This is a genomic window from Nocardia sp. NPDC006630 (genome assembly GCF_040611495.1).
In the GTDB taxonomy this organism is placed as follows: domain Bacteria; phylum Actinomycetota; class Actinomycetes; order Mycobacteriales; family Mycobacteriaceae; genus Nocardia.
On record NZ_JBEXOK010000022.1, the window covers coordinates 22,918 to 45,336 of the forward strand.

The 22,419-nt window shown below is 67.4% G+C and carries 27 protein-coding genes; 17 read left to right on the plus strand and 10 right to left on the minus strand.

Annotated features, from left to right (window positions below):
- Nucleotides 1–81 precede the first annotated feature (81 nt).
- Both ABZX86_RS39355 and ABZX86_RS39360 read right to left on the minus strand, forming a co-directional pair.
- On the minus strand, nt 82–651 hold the full coding sequence (locus ABZX86_RS39355) for a nicotinamidase (RefSeq protein WP_355131420.1): 570 nt from the start codon (nt 649–651) through the stop codon (nt 82–84).
- Nucleotides 652–736: 85 nt separating this feature from the next.
- The gene (locus ABZX86_RS39360; RefSeq protein ID WP_355131422.1) at nt 737–2,050 is read right to left on the minus strand and encodes a nicotinate phosphoribosyltransferase; all 1,314 of its coding nucleotides are present in this window, start codon (nt 2,048–2,050) and stop codon (nt 737–739) included.
- Nucleotides 2,051–2,309: 259 nt separating this feature from the next.
- On the opposite strand from ABZX86_RS39360, the gene clpS reads away from it, so the two are divergent.
- The 10 genes from clpS to ABZX86_RS39410 all read left to right on the plus strand — a co-directional run bounded on the left by clpS (nt 2,310) and on the right by ABZX86_RS39410 (nt 9,367).
- Nucleotides 2,310–2,585 (plus strand): ATP-dependent Clp protease adapter ClpS, encoded by a 276-nt coding sequence (clpS, locus tag ABZX86_RS39365; protein WP_297623599.1) that lies wholly within the window; start codon nt 2,310–2,312, stop codon nt 2,583–2,585.
- 22 nt (nt 2,586–2,607) lie between these two features.
- The gene (locus ABZX86_RS39370) at nt 2,608–3,177 is read left to right on the plus strand and encodes a DUF2017 domain-containing protein (protein WP_355131424.1); all 570 of its coding nucleotides are present in this window, start codon (nt 2,608–2,610) and stop codon (nt 3,175–3,177) included.
- Between the two features lie 40 nt (nt 3,178–3,217).
- Nucleotides 3,218–4,279 carry a P1 family peptidase gene (locus tag ABZX86_RS39375; RefSeq protein ID WP_355131426.1) on the plus strand — a complete coding sequence of 354 codons (1,062 nt, stop codon included), beginning with the start codon at nt 3,218–3,220 and terminating at the stop codon, nt 4,277–4,279.
- A gap of 216 nt (nt 4,280–4,495) precedes the next feature.
- Nucleotides 4,496–4,906, plus strand: a complete 411-nt coding sequence (locus ABZX86_RS39380) for a M67 family metallopeptidase (RefSeq protein ID WP_355131467.1) — start codon at nt 4,496–4,498, stop codon at nt 4,904–4,906.
- Between the two features lie 33 nt (nt 4,907–4,939).
- The gene (locus ABZX86_RS39385; protein ID WP_355131428.1) at nt 4,940–5,218 is read left to right on the plus strand and encodes a MoaD/ThiS family protein; all 279 of its coding nucleotides are present in this window, start codon (nt 4,940–4,942) and stop codon (nt 5,216–5,218) included.
- 2 nt (nt 5,219–5,220) lie between these two features.
- On the plus strand, nt 5,221–6,183 hold the full coding sequence (locus ABZX86_RS39390; protein WP_355131430.1) for a cysteine synthase: 963 nt from the start codon (nt 5,221–5,223) through the stop codon (nt 6,181–6,183).
- 300 nt (nt 6,184–6,483) lie between these two features.
- Nucleotides 6,484–7,134: a rhomboid family intramembrane serine protease gene (locus tag ABZX86_RS39395; RefSeq protein WP_355131469.1), complete on the plus strand. Its 651-nt coding sequence runs from the start codon at nt 6,484–6,486 to the stop codon at nt 7,132–7,134.
- 68 nt (nt 7,135–7,202) lie between these two features.
- Nucleotides 7,203–7,967: a cyclic nucleotide-degrading phosphodiesterase gene (locus ABZX86_RS39400; protein WP_355131471.1), complete on the plus strand. Its 765-nt coding sequence runs from the start codon at nt 7,203–7,205 to the stop codon at nt 7,965–7,967.
- 18 nt (nt 7,968–7,985) lie between these two features.
- Nucleotides 7,986–8,759, plus strand: a complete 774-nt coding sequence (rph, locus tag ABZX86_RS39405; RefSeq protein ID WP_355131432.1) for a ribonuclease PH — start codon at nt 7,986–7,988, stop codon at nt 8,757–8,759.
- The gene (locus ABZX86_RS39410; protein ID WP_355131434.1) at nt 8,759–9,367 is read left to right on the plus strand and encodes a non-canonical purine NTP pyrophosphatase; all 609 of its coding nucleotides are present in this window, start codon (nt 8,759–8,761) and stop codon (nt 9,365–9,367) included. The genes rph and ABZX86_RS39410 overlap by 1 nt, the downstream gene beginning before the upstream one ends.
- Before the next feature lie 72 nt (nt 9,368–9,439).
- Here ABZX86_RS39410 and ABZX86_RS39415 read toward each other — a convergent pair whose 3' ends face one another.
- From ABZX86_RS39415 to ABZX86_RS39430, 4 genes are all read right to left on the minus strand, one after another.
- Nucleotides 9,440–9,847, minus strand: a complete 408-nt coding sequence (locus ABZX86_RS39415; protein ID WP_297623555.1) for a DUF3817 domain-containing protein — start codon at nt 9,845–9,847, stop codon at nt 9,440–9,442.
- Nucleotides 9,844–10,338, minus strand: coding sequence for a transcriptional regulator (locus ABZX86_RS39420; RefSeq protein WP_355131436.1), 495 nt, complete (start codon nt 10,336–10,338; stop codon nt 9,844–9,846). Before ABZX86_RS39420 ends, ABZX86_RS39415 begins: the two co-directional genes overlap by 4 nt.
- A 59-nt stretch (nt 10,339–10,397) precedes the next feature.
- Nucleotides 10,398–11,273 carry an oxidoreductase gene (locus tag ABZX86_RS39425; protein WP_355131438.1) on the minus strand — a complete coding sequence of 292 codons (876 nt, stop codon included), beginning with the start codon at nt 11,271–11,273 and terminating at the stop codon, nt 10,398–10,400.
- Between the two features lie 143 nt (nt 11,274–11,416).
- On the minus strand, nt 11,417–12,403 hold the full coding sequence (locus ABZX86_RS39430) for a sigma-70 family RNA polymerase sigma factor (RefSeq protein WP_355131440.1): 987 nt from the start codon (nt 12,401–12,403) through the stop codon (nt 11,417–11,419).
- A gap of 88 nt (nt 12,404–12,491) precedes the next feature.
- Here ABZX86_RS39430 and ABZX86_RS39435 point away from each other — a divergent pair, with 88 nt between their 5' ends.
- On the plus strand, nt 12,492–13,181 hold the full coding sequence (locus tag ABZX86_RS39435) for a TetR family transcriptional regulator (RefSeq protein ID WP_355131442.1): 690 nt from the start codon (nt 12,492–12,494) through the stop codon (nt 13,179–13,181).
- A 59-nt stretch (nt 13,182–13,240) separates the two neighbouring features.
- Nucleotides 13,241–15,271 (plus strand): MDR family MFS transporter, encoded by a 2,031-nt coding sequence (locus ABZX86_RS39440; protein ID WP_355131444.1) that lies wholly within the window; start codon nt 13,241–13,243, stop codon nt 15,269–15,271.
- A gap of 61 nt (nt 15,272–15,332) precedes the next feature.
- On the opposite strand, the gene ABZX86_RS39445 is transcribed toward ABZX86_RS39440, so the two are convergent.
- The 3 genes from ABZX86_RS39445 to ABZX86_RS39455 all read right to left on the minus strand — a co-directional run bounded on the left by ABZX86_RS39445 (nt 15,333) and on the right by ABZX86_RS39455 (nt 18,340).
- Nucleotides 15,333–16,550: an FAD-dependent monooxygenase gene (locus ABZX86_RS39445; protein ID WP_355131446.1), complete on the minus strand. Its 1,218-nt coding sequence runs from the start codon at nt 16,548–16,550 to the stop codon at nt 15,333–15,335.
- A 200-nt stretch (nt 16,551–16,750) separates the two neighbouring features.
- A complete protein-coding gene (locus ABZX86_RS39450; protein ID WP_355131448.1) occupies nt 16,751–17,413 on the minus strand; it encodes a PadR family transcriptional regulator in 663 nt (220 codons plus the stop codon).
- A gap of 126 nt (nt 17,414–17,539) precedes the next feature.
- Nucleotides 17,540–18,340, minus strand: a complete 801-nt coding sequence (locus ABZX86_RS39455; RefSeq protein ID WP_355131450.1) for a helix-turn-helix transcriptional regulator — start codon at nt 18,338–18,340, stop codon at nt 17,540–17,542.
- A 122-nt stretch (nt 18,341–18,462) separates the two neighbouring features.
- Here ABZX86_RS39455 and ABZX86_RS39460 point away from each other — a divergent pair, with 122 nt between their 5' ends.
- The 3 genes from ABZX86_RS39460 to ABZX86_RS39470 are packed head-to-tail and all read left to right on the plus strand — an operon-like array spanning nt 18,463 to nt 20,589.
- Nucleotides 18,463–18,903, plus strand: coding sequence for a hypothetical protein (locus tag ABZX86_RS39460; RefSeq protein ID WP_355131452.1), 441 nt, complete (start codon nt 18,463–18,465; stop codon nt 18,901–18,903).
- A gap of 47 nt (nt 18,904–18,950) precedes the next feature.
- Nucleotides 18,951–19,970 carry an NAD(P)-dependent alcohol dehydrogenase gene (locus ABZX86_RS39465; RefSeq protein WP_355131454.1) on the plus strand — a complete coding sequence of 340 codons (1,020 nt, stop codon included), beginning with the start codon at nt 18,951–18,953 and terminating at the stop codon, nt 19,968–19,970.
- Nucleotides 19,971–19,980: 10 nt separating this feature from the next.
- Complete coding sequence (locus tag ABZX86_RS39470; RefSeq protein WP_355131456.1) at nt 19,981–20,589, plus strand: NAD(P)H-binding protein; 609 nt, start codon at nt 19,981–19,983, stop codon at nt 20,587–20,589.
- Here the strand turns inward: ABZX86_RS39470 and ABZX86_RS39475 are convergent.
- The gene (locus tag ABZX86_RS39475; protein ID WP_355131458.1) at nt 20,586–21,395 is read right to left on the minus strand and encodes a LysR substrate-binding domain-containing protein; all 810 of its coding nucleotides are present in this window, start codon (nt 21,393–21,395) and stop codon (nt 20,586–20,588) included. The two genes, ABZX86_RS39470 and ABZX86_RS39475, sit on opposite strands and share 4 nt — an antisense overlap.
- 32 nt (nt 21,396–21,427) lie before the next feature.
- Between ABZX86_RS39475 and ABZX86_RS39480 the strand changes: the two genes are divergently transcribed.
- The gene (locus ABZX86_RS39480) at nt 21,428–22,015 is read left to right on the plus strand and encodes a nuclear transport factor 2 family protein (RefSeq protein WP_355131460.1); all 588 of its coding nucleotides are present in this window, start codon (nt 21,428–21,430) and stop codon (nt 22,013–22,015) included.
- Nucleotides 22,016–22,155: 140 nt separating this feature from the next.
- Nucleotides 22,156–22,419: hypothetical protein (locus tag ABZX86_RS39485; protein ID WP_355131462.1), on the plus strand; the 264-nt coding region annotated here is incomplete at its 3' end.

Below are 22,419 nucleotides of genomic sequence, written 5' to 3' on the forward strand. Positions count from 1 at the left end.
GGGCACAACATTCGGCAGTGTGACGCACCGGAGAGGTCCACCCCGTCATGGTTGTGGCCAGGATCTACGTGAGCGGAGAGATCAACTTTCGACTGTTCCCGCGAGTTCGACGCCCGAGGCGCGGAGTTTGTCGAGGGCGGTTTGCAGGGTGGCGGGGGAGACGGGGGCGGTGAGGCCGAGGAGGACTCGGGTGGTGAAGCCCTCGGCGCGGGCATCGAGGGCGGTGGCGCGGACGCAGTGGTCGGTGGCTATGCCGCAGACGTCGACGGCGTCGATGGAACGGTCGCGGAGCCAGTCCGCGAGGGTGGTCGAGCCGTCGGAGGCGGTGCCCTCGAAGCCGGAGTAGGCCGCGGTGTACGCGCCCTTGGAGAAGATCTCCTCGACGGGAGCGGTGTCGAGCGCCGGGTGGAAATCCGCGCCGGGCGTGCCGACCCGGCAGTGCGGCGGCCAGGAGTCGACGTAATCGGGCTGTTCGGAGAAGTGCGCGCCCGGATCGATGTGGAAGTCCCGGGTGGCCACCACCGCGGTGTAGTCGGAGACGCCGAGGTATTCGGTAATCCGCTCGGCGACCGCTGCCCCGCCCGCGACGGCCAGCGACCCGCCCTCGCAGAAATCGTTCTGTACATCCACGACGATCAGTGCTCGGCTCATAGCGACCTCCCGGGGGGAACGGTTCCTTACCTCGTGCATTGTGCCGCGCCCCGGGACCGCGCGGCTATGTGAGGGGACCGGGCGGCTATGTGAGAAACGTCGTCGGAATCGCCGGTTCCCCGGCCGAGAGCTTCAGGCCCTCCCACGGCAGGCTGATCAGCCCCCGCGCCACCAGTTCGCGGCTGTCCTGCAAGCTCGGCAAGTCCGGGACCACCTCGCCCTTGCGGACCAGCGGCGTCTGCAGATCGCGGACCTCGTACCCATTGGGTTCGGGCCGCTGCCCGGAATCCGGGTACACGATTTCCTCGACCAGCGTCCCGGTGCGCCGCACCAGCCGCACCGCTCGCTTGGTACCGCCGCGAGATTCCTTGTGCGAGCTGCGTTTCGCCACCGGAACGCCGTCGACCTCGACCAGTTTGTAGACCATGCCCGCGGTGGGCGCACCGGATCCGGTGACCAGCGCGGTCCCGACGCCGTACACGTCCACCGGTTCGGCGCGCAGCGCGGCGATGGCGTATTCGTCCAGATCCCCGGACACCACGATCTTGGTGCGCACCGCGCCGAGTGCGTCCAACTGCTCGCGCACCTGACGCGCCATCACGCCCAGATCACCGGAATCGATTCGGACGCCGCCCAATTCGGGTCCCGCGACCTCGATGGCGGTGTTCACGCCGCGCGCGATATCGAAGGTGTCCACCAGCAGCGTGGTGCCGATACCCAGCGTCGCGATCTGGCTGCGGAAGGCCTCGGCCTCGTGCTCACCGTCGGATCCGCTGTGCAGCAGGGTGAATGCGTGCGCACTGGTGCCCGACCCCGGGACGCCGAAGCTGCGCACCGCCTCCAGATTGGAGGTGGCGTCGAGTCCGGCCAGGTACGCCGCCCGCGAGGCGGCCGGGGCGGCCAGCTCATGCGTTCGGCGCGAACCCATTTCGATCATGCGGCGGCCACCGGCGGCGCTCACCATGCGGGCGGCGGCCGCGGCGATGGCGCTGTCGTGGTTGTAGATCGACAGGGCCAGCGTCTCCAGCAGCACACATTCGGCGAAGGTGCCGCGCACGGTGAGAATGGGGGAGCCCGGAAAGTAGAGTTCGCCCTCGCGGTAGCCGTCGATATCGCCGCTGAAGCGGTAATCGCGCAGCCAGTCCACCGCGGCCGGGTCCAGGAATTTCGCCACGATCGCGAGTTCCGGCTCGCCGAAACGGAATTCGGCCAGCGCCGCCAGCAGGCGCCCGGTGCCCGCGACCACCCCGTACCGGCGGCCGTGCGGCAGCCGCCGTGCGAATACCTCGAAGGTGCAGCGCCGGTGCGCGGAGCCGTCGGCCAGTGCCGCGGCGAGCATGGTCAGCTCATACTGGTCGGTCAGCAACGCGGTGCTGGTACTGCCGTCGGCGATCGTCACGACCACCACTGTAGGCACAGACCGACCGGTCATCCCGTTGCCGCCCGTTCTCCGACACGTCGGCCGAGCTGACGTCTGCGCTGGGCGTGTCGTGTGGGCTGTTGTTTCTCTGCACTCGAGTCGTACCCTGGACGTTATGGGTCTGTGCACAGAAGACGCTGTCCGGATTGCCGCCGGTCCGGCAGGCGCGAACAGGACAGTGTCGGCGGCACCGGTGCCTGTGGCGGCGCCGCACGTGATTGCCGGAGCCTCGCAGGCAATGCCCGAGGCCGTCGAATACACCGAAATTCTGGAAGCCGAGGATCGGCCCTGGGTCACCGTCGTGTGGGACGATCCGGTCAACCTCATGCACTACGTGGCGTACATCTTCCAGAAGCTGTTCGGCTACAGCAAAGGCAAGGCAAACGAACTCATGCTCCAGGTCCACAATGAGGGCAAGGCCGCCGTCTCCTCGGGCTCGCGCGACAAGATGGAGCACGACGTGCAGCGTCTGCACGCCGCCGGACTATGGGCGACCATGCAGCGTGACCAGTGACCCGGGCAGCTACGGTAGCCCGGTGCGGAAGTGGAGCAGGAAGAACTCCCTGAGCGGGTTGAAACTCCGTTCGGAAATGGACGCCCACGAGGCGGAGGTACTGCGCTCGCTGGTGGGCGCGGTGACCGGGCTGCTGACCGACCGAGCCCGTTCGGCCCCCGAGGACGAACTGGCCGCCCTCACCGGGTTACAGCTGGGCAACACCACCCCGCCGGACGATCCCCGATTGGCCCGGCTGCTGCCCGACTTCCATCGCAGTGAACCGGGTTCGCCCGATGCCGAGCGCGCCGGTCTCAATTCCGCGCTGCGCAGCCTGCACGAACCGGACATCATCGAAACCAAGGTCGCCGCCGGGCTGGTCATCCTGGAGACCCTCCCGCCGCAGGGCGGCAAGATCATCCTCACCCCCGAGCAGGCCGACTGCTGGCTCAATGCGCTCAATGACGTCCGCCTCGCGCTGGGCACCGCGCTCGATATCGACGCCGACACGCCCGAACATCTGGACCAGGACGATCCGCGCGCCCCCAGCCTCGACGTCTACCACTGGCTGACCTGGATGCAGGACTCGCTGCTGCAAGCGCTCATGCCCTAGCCGTCCGGCTCGGGACACCGTCGGCTCGGAGGTGAAGTCCGTGAACAGTGCTGCGGGACCACAGAATTCGATCACCGATGTGCCGGGCGTGCTGGTCGGGCACCAGCACTCGATCGACCCGGACGCGACCCTCGGATCCGGCGCGGCCACCGGCTGCACCGTGCTGCGCGTGCCGGGCGGGGCCACCGCCTCGGTGGATGTGCGCGGCGGCGGACCGGGCACCCGGGAAACCGATCTGCTCGACCCCGGTAATACCGTGCGCCAGGTGAATGCCGTGCTGCTCACCGGCGGCAGCGCCTACGGCCTGGCCGCGGCCGACGGCGTCATGCGCTGGCTGGAGGAGCACGGCGAAGGCATTCCGATGGATCCCGCCGACCCCTCGCGTGTGGTGCCCATCGTGCCGGGCGCGGTGATCTTCGATCTTCCGGTGGGGGACTGGCATATTCGGCCCGGCGCCGATTTCGGATTCCTGGCGGCGGACGCCGCGAACACGGAATTCGCGCGCGGCTCGGTCGGCGCGGGCGCGGGTGCGCGGGCCGGATCCCTCAAGGGCGGGGTGGGTACCGCGAGTGTGCGCTTCACCGACGGGCCGGCCGCAGGCATCACGGTGGGCGCGCTGATCGTCGCCAATCCGGTCGGCTCGGTTTTCGATCCGCGCACCGGATTGCCCTGGGGCACAGGCACGGACGGCCCCGAGCACTTCGGCCTGCGGCCCGTCGCCGCCGACCGCCTGGCCGCCGCGAACGCACTCCCGGTGAAGGGCACCGTGCTCAATACCACCATCGGCGTGGTCGCCACCGATGCGGCGCTGGACCCCTCGGCCTGCCGCCGAATGGCCACCACCGCGCACGACGGCCTGGCCCGCGCCATTCGTCCCGCGCATTCGCCGCTCGACGGTGACACGCTCTTCGCGCTGGCCACCGGCACCGCCGCGCCCGGCCCCGGCTTCCCGCTGCCGCCGGCCTTTCCCGCCGACCTGCTCATCCTCGATCAGCTGTGTACCGCTGCCGCCGTCTGCGTGGAGCGCGCCATAGTCGACGCCATCCTCTCCGCGACCTCGGTCGCCGGAATTCCTTCCTACACAGACCTCTTCGGCGCGTAGAGCCGGGCACCGCAGTGCGGCCGGCGACCTCAGCTGCGGCAAGCAGGGTTCCGCTCGCCGATCCTGTCGGGGGCATGCCACACGGGGGAGCGGCCGGAGCTTCGGGGGGTGTGACCCGGGCCGCCGGGAATAGCCGAATATTCTGACTGGTTGACGACAGCGATTCGCCTGCCCGCGGGCAGGCGTCCGTCGGGTGGTGAGCGGAAGGATTCGACAGTGCTGGTGATCAGGGCCGAGCTCGTGGAGGCAATGGTCGCGCACGCGCGCGCCGATCACCCCGACGAGGCGTGCGGCGTCATCGCCGGTCCCGAGGGCTCCGACCGCCCCGAGCGCTTCGTGCCCATGGTCAATGCCGAGCGCTCGCCCACCTTCTACCGCTTCGATTCCGGTGAACAGCTGAAAGTCTGGCGCGCCATGGACGATGCCGACGAGGAAGCCGTGGTCATCTACCACTCGCACACCGCGACCGAGGCGTACCCGAGCCGCACCGATATCTCCTACGCGTCCGAGCCGAACGCCCACTACGTGCTGATCTCCACCCGCGATCCCGAGCAGCACGAGCTGCGCAGCTACCGCATCCTCGACGGCGTCGTCACCGAGGAGCCGGTCGAGATCACCACCGCCTGAACACTTTCCGCCGGATACAGCAAGGAGCCCACAATGCCGGTCACCGTCTCCATCCCGACCATCATGCGCACCCTCACCGGAGGTGAGAAGCGGGTGCAGGCCGAAGGCGCGACTCTCGCGGCCCTCATCGACAACCTCGACGCGAACCACACCGGCCTCAAGGACCGACTCCTCAAGGACGGCAAGCTCAACCGCTACGTGAACATCTACGTCGATGACGAGGATGTGCGTTTCGCCGGTGGCTTGGAGGCCGAGGTCCCCGAGGGCGGCACCGTCACCATCCTCCCGGCGGTCGCCGGCGGCGCGCGCTAACCGTGGCCCGCTACGAGTCGCTGATCGCGACGCTCGGCAATACCCCGCTGGTCGGGTTGCGCAACCTGTCCCCGCAATGGGACGGCGACAACCATGTGCGGTTGTGGGCCAAACTCGAGGACCGCAACCCCACCGGGTCGATCAAGGACCGCCCGGCCCTGCGGATGATCGAGCAGGCCGAGGCCGACGGGCTGCTGACCCCGGGCTGCACCATCCTGGAACCGACCAGTGGCAATACCGGCATCTCCCTGGCCATGGCCGCCAAGCTCAAGGGCTATCACCTGGTCTGCGTCATGCCGGAGAACACCTCGATCGAGCGCCGCCAGCTGCTGACCATGTTCGGCGCCCGCATCATCGACTCGCCCGCCGCCGGCGGCTCCAATCAGGCTGTCGCGCTGGCCAAGCAGATCGCCGCGGAGAACCCGGACTGGGTGATGCTCTACCAGTACGGCAATCCGGCCAACGCACTCGCCCACTACGAGACCACCGGCCCGGAAATCCTCGCCGACCTGCCGGAGATCACACACTTCGTCGCGGGCCTGGGCACCACCGGCACCCTGATGGGCACCGGCCGCTTCCTGCGCGAAAAGGTCCCCGGCATCGATATCGTCGCCGCCGAACCCCGCTACGGCGAACTGGTCTACGGCCTGCGCAATATCGACGAGGGCTTCATTCCCGAGCTGTACGACGAATCCGTCCTGACCTCCCGCTTCTCGGTGGGCCCGTACGACGCCGTCCGCCGCACCCGCGAATTGGTCCTGGAAGAAGGCATTTTCGCCGGCATCTCCACCGGCGCCATCCTGCACGCGGCCCTCGGCGTAGCGAAAAAGGTCCAGAAGGCAGGCACATCCGCCGACATCGCCTTCATAGTCGCCGACGGCGGCTGGAAATACCTCTCCACCGGCGCCTACGACGGCACCCTCGAAGAAGCCGAAGACCGCCTCGACGGCCAACTCTGGGCCTGACCCCCTGCCGCACCCGACCCGGGCTCCCCACTCACGGCGTACCCCTCCGCCCCCGACGTCGCGCCTGGCCCCACTCACGATGCAGTCATCGAGAGGGCTCTCATAGTGGGCGTATACAGCGTGTCGCCACCGTGAGAGCCCTCTCGGTGAAGTGCTCTGCCGGTCGGTGGGCGGGAGCGGCTGTCGGGGCGGGGCGGGGGGCTGGTGTCGCCGGTACGCTCGGGGCAGAGGGTGGTCTAGGAGGTACTGGCGATGACCGGTGGTGTCGGAGCGTCGTTCGATCCGGAGCGGATCGGGCGGATGCAGAAGCAGTTGACCGATCCGGGGTCGGAGCCGCGTTCGGCCGGTGGGTTGAAGCTGCTGTGGCAGCGGGCTATTGCGATCACGCTCGGATTCACCGCACTGCTGTACGGAATCGAAGGTGTGGACGCCGCCACCGGGCAGGAATTCGATCAGGCCGGGGTCAAGCCGCGCACGGCGGACGGGCTCGAGGGCATTGTCTTCGGCCCTGTGCTGCATGCCAATTGGGAACATCTGATCGGCAATACCGTCCCGGTGCTGGTGCTGGGTCTGCTGACCCTGCTCACCGGTATCGGCCGGGGGCTGGCTGCGACCGCCATCGTCTGGGTGATCGGCGAAGGCGGCACCTGGTTGATCGGGCCGTCGAACACGGTCCACATCGGCGCCTCGGTCCTGGTATTCGGCTGGCTCACATATTTGATTTCGCGCGGCGTCTTCGCGCGCAATGTGGTGCAGATCGCCATCGGCCTGGTAGTGGGGTTGCTGTACGGCTCGATTCTGTGGGGTGTGCTGCCCGGAGACCCCGGAATCTCTTGGCAAGGACATCTTTTCGGGGCGGTGGGTGGACTGGTTGCCGGATGGGTACTCTCATCGGATGAACGTCGTCATCGTCGCGGGGCTAACGCCGGCCGTATCGCGTCGTCGGGGTGACGGTGGACCCGGCCGGCGATTTGGGGGATCCCTCCTTGAGTGAGACAGCAGCGTGGCAGCATGGGGGAATGCGCCTCACCGTGATCGGGTGCTCGGGCAGCGTGTCCGGCCCGGATTCCCCGGCATCGGGATACTTGCTCACCGGCCCGGATATGACTCCCACCGTGATCGATTTCGGCCCGGGCGTATTGGGTGCGCTGCAGCGTTACCTCGATCCCGGTGAAGTCGACATCTTCCTGACCCATCTGCATGCCGACCACTGCCTGGATTTGCCGGGCCTGCTGGTGTGGCGGCGCTACCACCCGAACCCGCCGACGGGGAAGGCCATCGTCTACGGCCCTTCCGACACGTCGCTGCGTATCGGCAATGCGTCCGCGGAGATCGGCGGCGATACCGACGACTGGTCCGATGTGATCGATATGCGGCAGTGGACGGTCGATGCGCCGATTCCTTTCGGCAACGGCCATACGATCGAGGCCCGCCGCATGTTCCATCCGCCGGAGTCCTACGGTCTGCGCATCAAGACCGCTCCCGACCGCACCTTCGTCTATACCGGCGATACGGCACTGTGCCCGGAGGTCGTAGAGCTGGCGCGCGGCGCGGATGTGCTGCTCGCCGAGGCCTCCTGGACCCACGACCCGGCGAATCGTCCCCCCGGCATTCACCTTTCGGGCCATGAGGCGGGCATTGTCGCCGCCGAGGCCGGTGTCGGTGAACTGCTGCTTACCCATATTCCGCCGTGGACCTCCCGCGAGGACGTCATCGCCGAGGCGAAGGCGGTCTTCAGCGGCCCGGTACACGCGGTTTCTCCCGGCGAAGTCTTCGAAATCTGACCGTCTAGGCTGTGGCTCGTGTCTACACGAGCCGATGGCAGGGCGGATGACGAACTCCGCGAGGTAAAGATCACCCGGGGCTTCACCTCGCATCCGGCGGGTTCGGTGCTGGTGGAATTCGGTGGAACGCGGGTCATGTGCACCGCGAGCGTCACCGATGGGGTGCCGCCGTGGCGTCGCGATTCCGGATTGGGCTGGCTCACGGCCGAATACGCCATGCTGCCCGCCGCCACCCACACCCGTTCCGGCCGCGAGTCGGTCAAGGGCCGGGTCGGCGGTCGCACCCAGGAGATCTCCCGGCTGATCGGCCGTTCGCTGCGCGCCTGCATCGATCTGGCCGCCATCGGTGAGAACACCATCGCCCTCGACTGCGATGTGCTGCAGGCCGACGGCGGGACCCGTACCGCCGCCATCACCGGCGCGTACGTGGCGCTCTCGGACGCTGTCACCTACCTGGCCGCCGCCGGCAAGCTGAACGACCCGCAGCCCATCTCCTGCGGTATCGCCGCCGTGAGCGTCGGCGTGGTCGACGGCCGGGTGCGCCTGGACCTGCCGTACGAGGAGGATTCGCGCGCCGAGGTCGATATGAATGTGGTGGCCACCGATACCGGCACCCTGGTCGAGATCCAGGGCACCGGCGAGGGCGCCACCTTCCCGCGCTCGACCCTCGACAAGCTGCTCGATTCCGCGCTCGCCGGGTGTGAGCAGCTGTTCGTGGTGCAGAAGGAAGCGCTCGCGCTGCCGTATCCGGGCGTGCTCCCCGAGCCGTCCGAGGCGAAGAAGAAGTCCTGATGTCGCGCCGGGTGCTGGTCGCCAGCCGTAATGCCAAGAAGCTGAACGAATTGCGCCGCATTCTCGACGAGGCCGGTATCGCGGGCATCGAGATCGTCGGCCTGAACGATGTGCCGCCGTACGACGAGGCTCCCGAAACCGGTGCGACCTTCGAGGAGAACGCGCTCGCCAAGGCGCGGGACGGCTTCGCCGCCACCGGAATGCCCTGTGTCGCAGATGATTCCGGTATCGCGGTGGATGCGCTCAACGGTATGCCCGGGGTGCTGTCGGCCCGCTGGTCCGGTACGCACGGCAATGACGAGGCCAACAACACGCTGCTGCTGGCCCAGCTCGGCGATGTCCCCGACGAGCGGCGCGGCGGCGGGTTCGTCTCCGCCTGTGCGCTCGTCGCCGACGGTGTGGAAGAGGTCGTGCGCGGCGAATGGCCCGGCGTCATCGCCCGAAAGCCGGTGGGCGACGGCGGTTTCGGTTATGACCCGCTGTTCGTTCCCGAGGGCGGCACGGTCTCCGCGGCCCAGCTCACCCCGGCCCAGAAGGACGCCGCCTCGCACCGCGGCCGCGCCCTGCGGCAGCTGCTTCCGGCGCTGCAGGCCTTGGCGGACAACTGATTTCAGCAAAAATGCGCTCCCCTCCGCGGAGGGGAGCGCATTTGCGTTTCGGTGATTCAGCGCATCGCGGCTTCAGAGCCCGAAGGCGGCCTTCACTTCCTTGGTCCGCATGTGCTCGAACACGAAGGACAGGAACGGAATCGTGCCGGCCAGGCAGGTCAGCGCCGTGGTGACCGGTTTCCAGCGCGCCTTGATGCCCAGGTCGATGGTGAAGACCAGGTACAGCATGTAGAAGATGCCGTGGATCTGACCGACATAGAATAGCCAGTGCGGTGCGGTGTGGCTGTCGGCCAGGATCAGGTACTTGTAGATGACCTCACCGGTGAGCACCAGCAGCCAGATACCGGTGATCCAGGCCAGCGTGCGGTAGCGCAGGAGCGCGCCGCGGATCTTCTCGGGCGCGGCTGCGCCGAGCGGGCGGGGCGCGAGGGTGGTTTCACCGGTCGCGACGGGGGCCTCGGAGTTGTCGCGCGCGGTCACCCGGCGCTCCTTTCGGGATGGTTGCGCAGCCCGGCGTCCGTGATCTGCTGATCGAGGTCGCCGGCATGCAGTTCGGCCAGGTATTTGTTGTATTCGGCGACCTGGGGATCGTCATTGGTCGCCGACTTCGGTCGCTCCGGCAGCAATCCGGCCGGAATCTCGCGCGCCACAACCGGTTTCGGCTTTCTGGCGCGTGGCGTGACAACGGTTTCGGCAGTGCCCGCAGCGGAATCGCCGGGCGCCGGTGCGGAATCGGCCGCAGCCTCCGGCGCACTGTCCTCCCGGGCCTCCTGCTCGAGTCGCACGAACCGGAAGTACGCCCACACCACGAACCCCGCGAAAAGCGGCCACTGCAGCGCATAGCCCAGGTTCTGCCCCGTGCCACTACCGGATTCGAAGCGCCCCCACTGCCACCACCCCAAACCCAGGCACGCCACGAACGCCACGATCACGAAGATGATCAGAGCCGGGCGGCGGTGGGGAGCGGACACGACCTCCACGGTACCTCGCTACTACGCAAGCCGTAGTAGGAGGTCCGTCGCATTCCCACTCAGAACTTGTAGGTGACTCCGGTCAGTCGCTCGGACTCTTCCCACAGTCGGCGCCAGAGGTCCTGGTTCTGGGACAGCTTGCTGGAGGGGGCCGCTTCGACCGGGCCCTTGGTGCCGCCCAGGCGGGCGGGGCCCCAGTAGACGGTGGGGTCGGCGTCGGGGACGGTCGCGGCGAACAGTGAGGAGTACGCGGCGTGCTGGGGGGATTGGCCGATGAGCCGGACGAAGGGCTTGGAGATCTTGTCCAGTGGGGTTTCGGTGCGGGCGAACAGATCGGTGGCCGAGACGCCCGGGTGCACGGTGTAGGACCGCTTGGGCGAGTCGGCCGCGGTCAGTCGCCGCTGCAGTTCCCGTCCGAACATCAGGTTCGACAGCTTGGACTGCGCGTAGGCGAGATTGCGCTGATAGCGCCGGTGCTCGTAATTGAGGTCGTCGACCCACAGCTTCGGGGTCTGCCGGTGCGCGATGGAGGCGATGGAGACGACCCGGTCGTGAATCTTGTCCAGCAGCAGCCCGGTCAGCGCGTAGTGGCCGAGATGGTTGACGCCCCACTGGGTTTCGAACCCGTCCTCGGTGCGCGAGAACGGCACGTTCATCAGGCCGGCGTTATTGATGAGCACATCGAATTCGCCTGTGCTGTCCGCGAATTCGCGAATGGAGGCGAGGCTGGCGAGATCCAGCGCCGCGACCTTCACATCACCTTCGATGCGGTCGGCCACCTGCTGCGCCTTGGCGGCATTGCGGCAGGCCATGATGACGGTCGCGCCCTTGCTCGCGAGCACCTTGGTGGTCTGCTCGCCGATCCCGCCATTGGCGCCGGTGATGACGAAGGTGCGCCCGGACTGATCCGAGATTTCGCTGGGCTTCCATGCCATGGCTGTTGACCTCACGGGTTCGGCGTTCGGCGTGCGTCGGTGCACGCGTCGATGAAATTCCCCTGACCTTACTCCAGAGTAAGTTCAGACGGTAGACCGACTCGACCCGCCACGCCCTGGTTCCGGCTCAGCAGTACCCCGGCTCAGCCCAGCATCCCCTCGAGCGCCAGCGTGCGCGCCGGTTGGCGCAGCTTCTGCATGGCCTTGGCCTCGATCTGCCGAATCCGCTCCCGGGACACCCCGAAGATCCGGCCGACCTCCTCCAGTGTCCGCGGTTCGCAACCGTCCAGACCGTAGCGCAGCGCGATCACCTGCGCCTCCCGCTCGGGCAGCCCGGACAGCGCCACCCCCAGCTGCCCGCGCAGCGCGCCGTCGGTGACGGTCACCGACGGGTCCGGGCCATTGTCGGCAATGAGCGCGCCCAGCTCGGCATTGTCGCTGTCGCCGATCGGGGTGTGCAGCGAAATCGGTTCGCGCGCATGGCTGAGCACCTCCCGGACCTGCAGCACGGACATATCGAGTTCCTCGGCCAGTTCCTCGGTGCTGATATCCCGGCCCATTCGCTGCGAGAGCGTCCGCTCGGTGCGGATGACCCGGTTCATCACATCGGCCACATGCGCCGGTAGCCGGATGGTGCGGCCCTGATCGGTCAGTGCCCGCCCGATGGATTGCCGGATCCACCAGGTGGCATAGGTCGAAAGTTTCAGTCCGCGGCGATGATCGAACTTGTCCACCGCGCGCATCAGCCCCAGCGTGCCCTCCTGCACCAGATCCAGCAGTGACATGCCGGTCGGGGTGGGGTAGCGCTTGGCGATGGAGACGACCAGGCGCAGATTGGCGCGCACCATATGGTCCTTGGCCCGCAGTCCGTCCGCCACCGTGCGCTGCAGCGCACGCCGCTGCGCGGCGGTGAATTCGATTGCCGCGCCGTCCGACTCGTCGAGGCGCTGCCGGGCGGCCACTCCGGCCGCAATGCGCTCGCCGAGCTCGAACTCGTGCGTGCCGGTCAGTAGGGGGGTACCGCCGATTTGGCGCAGGTAGTCCTTGATGGCGTCGTCGCTGACGGTGAGCGTCATGGAGGTTGCTCCCTTCCGGCGGGTGGTGCTGGCTGCCATGGCGATGCGGGTCATTGCGGGGAGTCCCCTTCATTTGTACTCGCCGGTCTCGACGGCGGGGACAAATATATGTACGACCTAAAAATATGTCAACAATGAATTTGTGACGGAATCAGCTATGCTCATGGGCATGAGCGCGCAGACCACCGAAGCCGGTAATCGTCCGCTGGGTCTTCGGGAGCGGAAGAAGTTGCAGACCAGGCAGAACATCTCCAATACCGCCACCCTGCTGTTCCTCGAGCACGGCTTCGACACGGTGACCATCGCCGATATCGCCGCAGCCGCCGATGTCGCCAAAATGACCGTGACCAATTACTTCCCGCGCAAGGAAGACCTGGTCCTGGACGTGCACGATGAGTTCGTGGCGAGTCTCGCGCGCACGGTCCGGGATCGGCGGCCGGCCGAATCGGCGCTGGCCGCACTGCGCCGGGACTATCTCGCCGCCGTGGCCGCGCAGGCCGCGCTGATCGGGTTCTCCGGGCCGGATTTCGCGCGGCTCATCACCGGCAGCCCGGCCCTGGTCGCGCGCCTGCGCGAATTCCACGAGGAACGCGAGCGGCTGCTCGCTCTGGCGCTGGCCGAGGAAACCGGGGCCGCGGCAGGCGATTTCACCCCGAATATCGCCGCGGCCCTGCTCGGCGGCGTACACCGCGCCCTCTTCGAGGAGACCGTCCGCCGCACCGTGGACGGCGAAGCCAACGATGTCATCGCGGCCGCCCTGACCGACTACATCGGCGGCGCTTTCGACACGCTCGAGCCGTCCCTCGGCGGTTATGCGGTCCGAGCAAACTGATCGCCCTGTTTGCCGTGTCGTTGCTGTGTACTCGCTGGTGAGCGCCACATACTGAGCCGATGACCGGTGCCAGCGCGGCCGTTGCCCCCTCCGTGCCCCAGCCTTTGAGCCGGGCCCGAATCAACATCATCTTCGCGACCGTGGTGCTCGGGATGCTCATGGCGGCACTCGATTCCACCATCGTCGCCACGGCGCTGCCGACCATCGTCGCCGACCTCGGCGGCGCGGGGCATATGGCGTGGGTGGTCACCGCTTATCTGGTGGCCGAGGCGATCGCCACCGCGCTGGCCGGAAAATTCGGTGACCTCTTCGGCCGCAAACTGGTCTTCCAGCTCAGCGGCTTCATCTTCATTCTCGGCTCGGTCATCGCCGGCATGGCGCACGGCATGGACCTGCTGATCGCGGCCCGGGCGGTGCAGGGCCTGGGCGCGGGCGGGCTCATGGTCACCTCGATGGCCCTGATCGCCGATGTGATTCCGCTGCGCGAGCGCGGCCAGTACCAGGGTGCGCTCGGCGCGGTCTTCGGTGTGACCACGGTGATCGGCCCGACGCTGGGCGGCCTGTTCACCGACCACCTGAGCTGGCGCTGGTGCTTCTACGTGAACGTGCCCATCGCCATCATCATGATTGTTGTTGCGGCACGGACGATTCCGGTCGTGCGCAATGCGGTGAAGCCGATCGTCGACTACCTCGGCATCGCCCTCATCTCGATCGGCGTCACCTGCCTGATCCTCGGATTGGAGTGGGGCGGACAGGAATACGCCTGGGGCTCGGCCACCATCCTCGGCCTGTTCGCGGCCTCGGCGATCGCGCTCGCGGCCTTCGTCGCGGTGGAACTGCGGGCCGAAGAGCCCATGCTGCCGATGCGGCTGTTCCGCAGCAATGTCTTCACCGTCTGCTCGATCCTGAGCTTCATCGTCGGCTTCGCCATGCTCGGCGCGATGACGTACCTGCCCGCCTTCCTGCAGTACGTGAAGGGCGTGTCGGCGACCGCCTCCGGACTGCAGACGCTGCCGCTGGTGGTCGGCCTGTTCACCACCTCGATCATCTCCGGCACCATTGTCGGCCGGACCGGGCGCTACAAGCTCTTTCCCATCGCGGGCACGGCGATCATGGCACTCGGCCTGTTCCTCATGTCCACCATGAACGCGAGCACGAGTTTCTGGTTGCAGTCGCTGTACATGCTGGTGCTGGGTCTGGGCATCGGCCTGGCCATGCAGGTGCTGACCATCGCGGTGCAGAACAGCGTGCCCTACTCGGATCTGGGCACCGCCACCTCCGGGGTGACCTTCTTCCGCACCATCGGCAGTGCGTTCGGCACCACCATCTTCGGCACGCTGTACGCGAACAAGATCGGCCCGAATCTCGCTGCCGCGCTGATGGAGGCGAAGGTGCCGCCGGAGGTCGCCCAGAATCCGCAGGCGCTGCGCGATCTGCCGCGGCCGCAGGCCGTGCCGATCATCGACGCGTACGCCACCTCCATCGACTACGTCTTCCGCTGGGTGGTGCCGGTCGCACTGCTCGGCTTCGCGATCGCGTGGTTCCTGAAGGAGGTGCCGCTGCGCGACAGTTCCCGCGGCGTCGCCTCCGATGTGGGCGAGGGCTTCTCGGTCCCGGATTCGGGAGATCGCGTGGTGCAGCTGGAGCGGGCCATCGCCCCGGTGCTGCGCAAGCTGCGCGACAATGCGGTGCCGGATTCGGGAATCCTTGCGGCAGCGGGCAGTTCGCTGACCCGCGACGAGGCGTGGGCACTCGGTCAGGTGCGCATGTACCAGCGCCTGCGTGGTTCGGCGACCGTCGGTGTGATTGCCCGAACCCATTGGGTGCCGGAGGAAATCATCGAACCGACCTACGCCAAGGCGCAGCAGGACGGCCTGCTGCAGGTTGACGGTGACGTGCTGACCCTCACCGATCGCGGCGTGCAGGAGATCGACCGGGTGCAGATCGCCTGGAAGCGCTGGATCGAAAGTCAGTTGGACGACTGGGATCTCAGCGATCCGAAGGACCGCGCCCTGATGGATCAGGCCATCGACAATATCGCCACAAAACTGCTCGACGAGGCAGACCGCCCGGAGACCGCGACTCGCTGAGTCACCGGACGACCAGTGCCCCGCTGCGGACAACCGCAGCGGGGCACTGTGTTTCAGATCCTCAGGCGTGGACGCGGACCGGCTGCACCGGCGCCTCCCAATCGATCCGGAAGCGCTGCTCATGGCCCATCGTCTTCTCCGGGTTCATGCGCTTGAGCGCCATCGGCATGACCACACCCATGACGGCGCGGGTGACCGGACCCGCCGCCTTGGTGTGGTTCATTCGCTTCACCCGATTGGCGACGCCCTCCACCCGCGGCCGCCGCAGCGCCTCGTAGGTGGCGAAAGCCGCTGTCGGATCATCGATATCGCGCAGGCAGCGCGCCAGCTCGATGGCGCTCTCGATGGCCATGGAACCACCCTGCCCGGAGGTGTTGCTCGGTGCGTGCACGGCATCACCGGTGAGCACCATGCGCCCGCGGTACCAGTGCGGCACCGGCGGCATGATCTGCAGCGCACCGACCACGACCAGATCCTCCGGCTTGGTATTGCGGGCCAGTTCGGCGCCGGGGATGTCATCGGCGTACACCTCGCGCAGGATGCGCAGCCATTCCTCATTGGACACGGTGCGGGCCTCGCTCAGCGAAAGGTACTGCTCGTGCGGCAGATTCGCGCCCCATGCGATGCGGCCGTCGGGCATGGTCCAGTAGAGGTAGTAGGCCCGCTTGCCGAAGGCGAAGATCATATTCCCCGGCGCGAGGTCGAGCGAGCCCCCCTCGAGGTACGCACCGAAGCCCAGCATTCGAAGGTACTGTGCGTCCGGCGCATTCGGGTCGATGAGCGTGCGCACGGTGGAGCGGATGCCGTCCGCGCCGATCAGCACATCGCCCGTGGCGCTGGTGCCGTCGGCGAAGTGCGCGGTAATGCCGTCGGCATGCTCCTCGACATCGATCAGGCGCTTGCTGTACTCGAACTGCACGCCCGCGGCGACCGCGACGTCGTGCAGTGCGATGTGCAGATCGGGCCGGTCGACCAGTTGCAGCGGCTCCACCCCGGACAGGCCGGGCAGCCGCAGATGCTTGTTGTTGACGGCCATCGATTGCGCGGTGATCGGTGCGGCGACGGCGCGGATCGCATCCCCGGCGCCGATGATGTCCAGGGCGGCCATCCCATTGGGGGCCAGTGCGAGGTTGGAACCGACGCCGTAGGCGGGACCGGGGTAGGCCTCGAAGACGCGGGCCTCGATGCCCGCCTTGTGCAGTGCGGTCGCGGTGACGGGTCCGGAGATGCCGCCGCCGATGACGAGGGCGGTACGGACAGCCGAGCTTGTTTCAGACATGGGTTGTCTCCCTTGAGACTTCGAAAGAGCAGGGTGAGATAACCCCGAATCGGAGCGCGTGCGGAGAACCCAGTTATCCTGTAGTTGCCAAACTCGGTACGAGTTCGCCTGCACGGGCGCGGATCGGGAAGGTATTCCCGGGTCTCGGCGGTGGTGTTGCAGCACCTTCGCCGGGGCCCGGTTCTTGTGTCGTCCGGTATTCAGTCCGGTGGCGGCTGCGCGCCGGGCATTCCCCCCTTCACCTGTTCGACCGCTTCCGCGGGTGTGAGCCCGTCGCGATGGTAGGACCGCCACAGTTCGACCTCGGGGAAGCTGCCGTCGACGAGCGAATCGCGCAGGGCTCGCGCCCAGGTGGTCTCGGCCTCCAGCATGGTCAGCTCATAGTCTTCTTCGACCAGGAAAAGGTGCGGCACTGCACCTTTCAGAGTGGCCAGCTGCGTGCGGCCGGCGGTGGAGCGAGCCTCCAGCTTGGCGATTCTCGCGGTGAGCAGTTCGATCACATCATCGGGCGGGAGCACCGAGACCACGGACAGCCCGGCCATGAACGGCCGCTGCTCGGGTTCCGGATCGGAGATGAGTTCCCTTGTCCAGTCGGCCAATTCGGCACGACCGGCATCGGTGATCCGGTAGATGGTGCGTTCGGGGCGGGCGCCGTCGCGTTCACTGCCGGTGATCTCGAGAAAACCGTGCTTGGTGAGGTTGTCCACCACGGTGTACAGCGAGCCCCACTTGACGCCCATATCGTGGTCCTTGCCGAACTCCCGCAACTTTCCGGCGATCTCATAGCGATGCATCGGCTGGATGGCGAGCACCGACAGCACCGCCAGTGCCATCAGATTCCCGACCTTGCGCTTGCGAGCCATTCTGCCCACCTCCTCTGTACTCGTCTACGAATATACGTCCACGAGTATTCGTCTACAAGTACTTGCCGCAAAGAAAACGCACCCCTTGCCGCGGATACGGCGAGGGGTGCGTGTGGGAAGAGGGCGTCAGGTGGTCGCGAAGCGGGACCGCAGATAGTCGGAGGTGGGCTGATCGGCCGGGAGGAAAGCCTCCAGATGCAGCTCGGCCAGGGTGATGTCGGTGGCCGTGGCGAACGAGGTGATGGTGGTGATCAGCCCCAGCTCACCGGCCTCGCTGCGCAATCGCAGCGGTACCGCGAAGCCCAGGTGATTCGGGCCCGGATCGACCGGCGGCAGATAGCTCTCCAGTTCGGAGATGAGCGCGCTGAGATCCGGATCCGGACTGCGGGCCGCGCGATTGCGCAGGCTGTCGGTGACATGACGACCCCATTCGGGCAGATTCACCACCCGCCGGGCCAGACCGTCGGGATGCAGGGCCAGGCGCAGCACATTGAGGGGCGCCTGCAGCAGCTCCGGCGCCGCCCCCTCGGCGAGCACCTCGAAGGCCGCATTGGCCGCCACCAGAATGCCGAACGGGCGGGTCACCACGGCCGGATAGGGGAGATGCCCGTGCAGGATGGTGTCCAGCGCATGCCGCACCGCACCGAGTTCCGGTGCGTCCAAAGCGGATTCGGGGAAGGCAGGCGCGTATCCGGCGGCCAGCAGCAGACCGTTGCGCTCGCGCAGTGACAGTCCCAGCGACTCCGCCAACCGGACCACCATGGTCCGTCCCGGATGGGAGCGCCCCTGCTCCAGGAAGCTCAGATAGCGCTGACTGGTCTCCGCGCTGATCGCGAGATCCAGCTGGCTGATCCGCCGCCGGGTGCGCCAGTGCCGCAACTGCTGTGCGAACGGGGTCGCCGTCGTCGCCACCGCCATGATCGTCATTCCTCCACTGTGTGCGCCCCGGTGCCGGCGGGCGATTCCCTGCAGGGAATGACAAGCGCGGCCGCATGATCATTCCCTGCAGGGAATCGCGCCGCTCGCCGCCGCCGAACAGACTCTGTGGCATGAGCAATCGAGTCGACAACAACAGCCTGGCCACCCTCACCGAGCAGTACATCGCCGTCTGGAACGAAGCCGATCAGCAGGCCCGGGTCAAGCGCATCGCGGAGCTGTGGACCACCGAGGGCACCCACGTGCTGGTCGATCCGCCGCAGGTCATTCGCGAAACCGCTGCCGCCCTGAACTTCCCGGTCCCGTACATGTCGGTGCGCGGCCACCGCGAACTGGATGCGCGGATCACCCGGGCCTACGAAATGTTCGTCGGCTCCGGCACATTCGTCTTCCGCAGCCGTGGGGTGGCGCAGCGGCTGGCGGAGGGTGTGGTCGGCATCGGCTGGGACATGGTCGCCGCCGACGGCTCGGTGGGCGGCGCGGGCTACGACGTGCTCGCCCTGGACGAGGACGGCCGGATTCACGCCGACCACCAGTACATCGGCCCCGCATAAACAGACAACTTCGCTACGACCGCCACGGCTGTTTTCAGGAGAACATCATGAATGCCATTGCCTACCACCTCGATCCACTGCACGGGCTCGACGGACTCACCACTCGCGCACAGTCGATCCCGGAGGCCGGACCGCATCAGGTCGTGGTGCGGGTGCGGGCCACCTCGCTCAATCGCCGCGACACCATGCTGATGGACGGCACCTACCCGGTGCCCTTCACACCCGATACGGTGCCGCTGGTGGACGGCGTCGGTGAGGTGATCGCCCTGGGCGACGGCGTGACTCGCGCCGCGCTCGGCGATCGGGTCATGGGCACCTACTTCGTCGCCTGGAACGGCGGCCGGCAAACCCAGGCGCTGACCTCTCAGCAGTACGGCGCCAACCACAATGGCTGGCTCGCCAACTATGTGGTGCTGGAGGAGGATTCGGTCATGCAGGTGCCCGAGCACCTGACCGATGAGGAGGCCGCGGCCCTCACCTGCGCGGGACTGGTCGCCTGGGCGGCGCTGAGCAAGCCGGTTCCGGCCGGACCGGGGGAGACCGTGCTGACGGTCGGCACCGGCCCCGTGGGTCTGTTCGCGGTGCAGCACGCCAAAATGCTGGGCGCGCGGGTCATTTCGATCACCTCCTCGCCGGACAAGGCGGAGCGGTTGCGCAAGCTCGGCGCCGACGAGGTCATCGACCGCAGGGTGACTCCGGACTGGGAGCATGCGGTGAACGACCTCACCGGCGGTGACGGTGTGGAGCATGTGGTCGAGGCGGTCGGCAAGCTCACGCTGCCCAAATCCCTTGCGGCAGCGGGCTACAACGCGAATGTCACGCTCATCGGCGCGTACCCGGCCCCGGCGGGGCAGCAGCAGGGGGATCCGCTGGGCGGTAAGTACCTGACCCTGCGCCGCATCGCGGTCGGCAGCCGCGCCGATTTCGAGGGCATGAACCGCGCCATTGCCGAGCACCGCATGCGGCCGGTCATCGACCGGGTCTTCCCGTTCGAGCAGGCGGTCGAGGCCTACCGGTACTTCAACGAGGGCGACCCTTTCGGCAAGGTGGTTATCACGATCGCTTAATGTCGGAAATATGCGGATATTTCTGGCGGGCGCCAGCGGCGTCCTCGGCTCTCGGCTGGTCCCGCTGCTCATTGCGGCGGGACACGATGTGGCGGGTATGACCCGCTCTCCGGAGAAGGCGCAGCGGCTGGCCGCCGCCGGCGCGGAACCGGTGGTATGCGATGTCTTCGATGCGGCGGCCCTGACCACCGCCGTCACCGAATATGGCCCCGAGTTGGTCATGCACCAGCTCACCGATCTGCCCGACGATCCGGCCCGACTGGCCGAGGGCCGCGCGGCCAATGCCCGCATTCGCCGGGAGGGCACCGCGAATCTGCTGGCCGCCGCGGAGGCGGCGGGGGTCTCCCGGATCATCGCCCAGAGCGTGGCCTGGGAGATGACCGGCGAAGGTCAGGTCTCCAAGGAATTCCTGGAGAAGTCGGTGCGTGGGGCCGGCGGTGTGGTGCTGCGCTACGGCCAGTTCTACGGCCCGGGCACGTACTACCCGGACGCTCCGCCCGAGCCGCCCCGCATCCACCTCGACGAGGCCGCCGCCCGCACCGCCCGCGCCCTCGATCTGGCTCCCGGACTGTACGAACTCACCGATGCCGAGGGTCCGGAGTTCCTGCCGATCACCTAGCCCGGTTCCGCCGCAACTGCTGCGGCACGGACGAATTCGCGAATGCGAACGCTGTTGTCGGCGGTCCGCCAGTGCAGTGCCCACCGCACCGGCGGGGCGTCGCGCAGCGGCAGATACGCCACATCGGGGCGCGGGTGATAGCGCCGGGCATGCGCGCCGATCGGCAGTACGCCCTGACCCGCGCCGACGAGCGTGAGTTGTTCGGTGGCGGTGGCCGGGCCCCGCAGTACCGTGGTGTGTTCCAGGTCTGCGAATGTGACCGAACGGCGTTGCGCCAAAGAATGATTCGCGGGCACCGCGACTATCTGAGCTTCCGAGACCAGTACCGGTCCGGCGGTGATGTCCGGTTCGGCCGACGTGACCATATCCAGTGCGATATCGATATCGCCCGCCCGCAGCCACGGAAGCACCTGCGCGGGTTGGGCTTCGCGAATCCGGACGGCGCAGTCGGGTAGCTGTTCCTGGAACAATTCCTTTGCGCGGCTGAGCAATTGGCTCGTGGCGGCGTCCACGAAAGCGACCTCCAGCGTCCCGCCGCGACCTCGCCCGGTATCGATGGTGTGCTGTACCGCCGCACCGATGCGATCCCACGCCGGGCGCAGTTCCGCATACAGCTCGCGGCCCGCCGGTGTGGCCGTCACCCGCCTGCTGCTGCGATCGAAGAGTGGAACACCCAGCCGCCGTTCGAGTTTCGCGACGGTCTGGCTGACCCGGGCGGTCGAGATGCGCAGCCGTTCGGCCGTCCGGCCGAAGTGCAATTCCTCCACAAGGGTGAGGAAGACCTCGATTTCGTACCGCTCCAGCATGTGCCGCCTCCGCCTGGATCGTTAAGTGGTGCTTGACGATCGTTGCATATATCGACATTGATGCGGCCGGTGCGCGGGCGGAGGGTGAAGTGGTCCGCACAACTTCAGGAGTCACCGTGTTCGTCACCGAGCCCCACGCCCTGTCCGCCCCGGCCGCCGATACCGCCGCGATGGTGCGGGAGCTGCGCGATCGCGCCGAGATCAGCGATGCCCTGTACCGCTTCGCGCTGGGACAGGACCTGCGGGACAAAGAGCTGTTCGCCTCGTCCTTCACCGCCGACGCCGAACTCGATTTCCAGCCGGCCGCCGTGAAGTGGGGTGGTGTCGCCCCGCTCATGACCGGCCGCGACTTCATTGTCGACACCATCCTCGGCGGCTTCGCCGGGCGCGTCGACACCACGCATCAGGTGACCAATACCCGCATCGCGATCCAGGGCGATACCGCGCGACTCACCGCACTCGTGGAGGCGCAGCACCTGCTCACCGCCGATCACGGCACCTTCGCCCTGCTGAAGAATCGATACGACGTCGAACTGGTGCGCGAGGGCGGCCGGTGGCTCATGAGCCGGGTGCGCATCGAGAATGCGTGGTTCACCGGCGATCCGACAGAGATCTTTTAGCTATCGAAAGAAATAGATACTGAGCTGCAATATTACGGTGTCATGTAGCCGATGAATGTTCCTGGCAAATCTGTGTAGCGTCCTGGAAGACGAGCTTTTCGGATCAGCAGGTCACCTGCTCGGTAATCGAAGGAGCTTCCGTGGCGCTCGGCGCCGTGCGTGAGAGACCCGCAGCGACAGACAACGACGGCACACCCGGAGTGGTGGAGACCGGCGAGATGTCCGCGCGCACACTGGTATTGATGCTGGTGCTGTCGCTCGGCATGGTATTCCTCCTGGTCGGCGGCAGTCTGCGCGCCGGGCTCGGCGGTAGCGGCGACGGCGCCGACACCCCGGCCACCCCCGGCTCCAGCTCGAAACAGCACCCGGCGAGCGCGGGGCCGCCGCCCCCGGCTGCCCCGGCC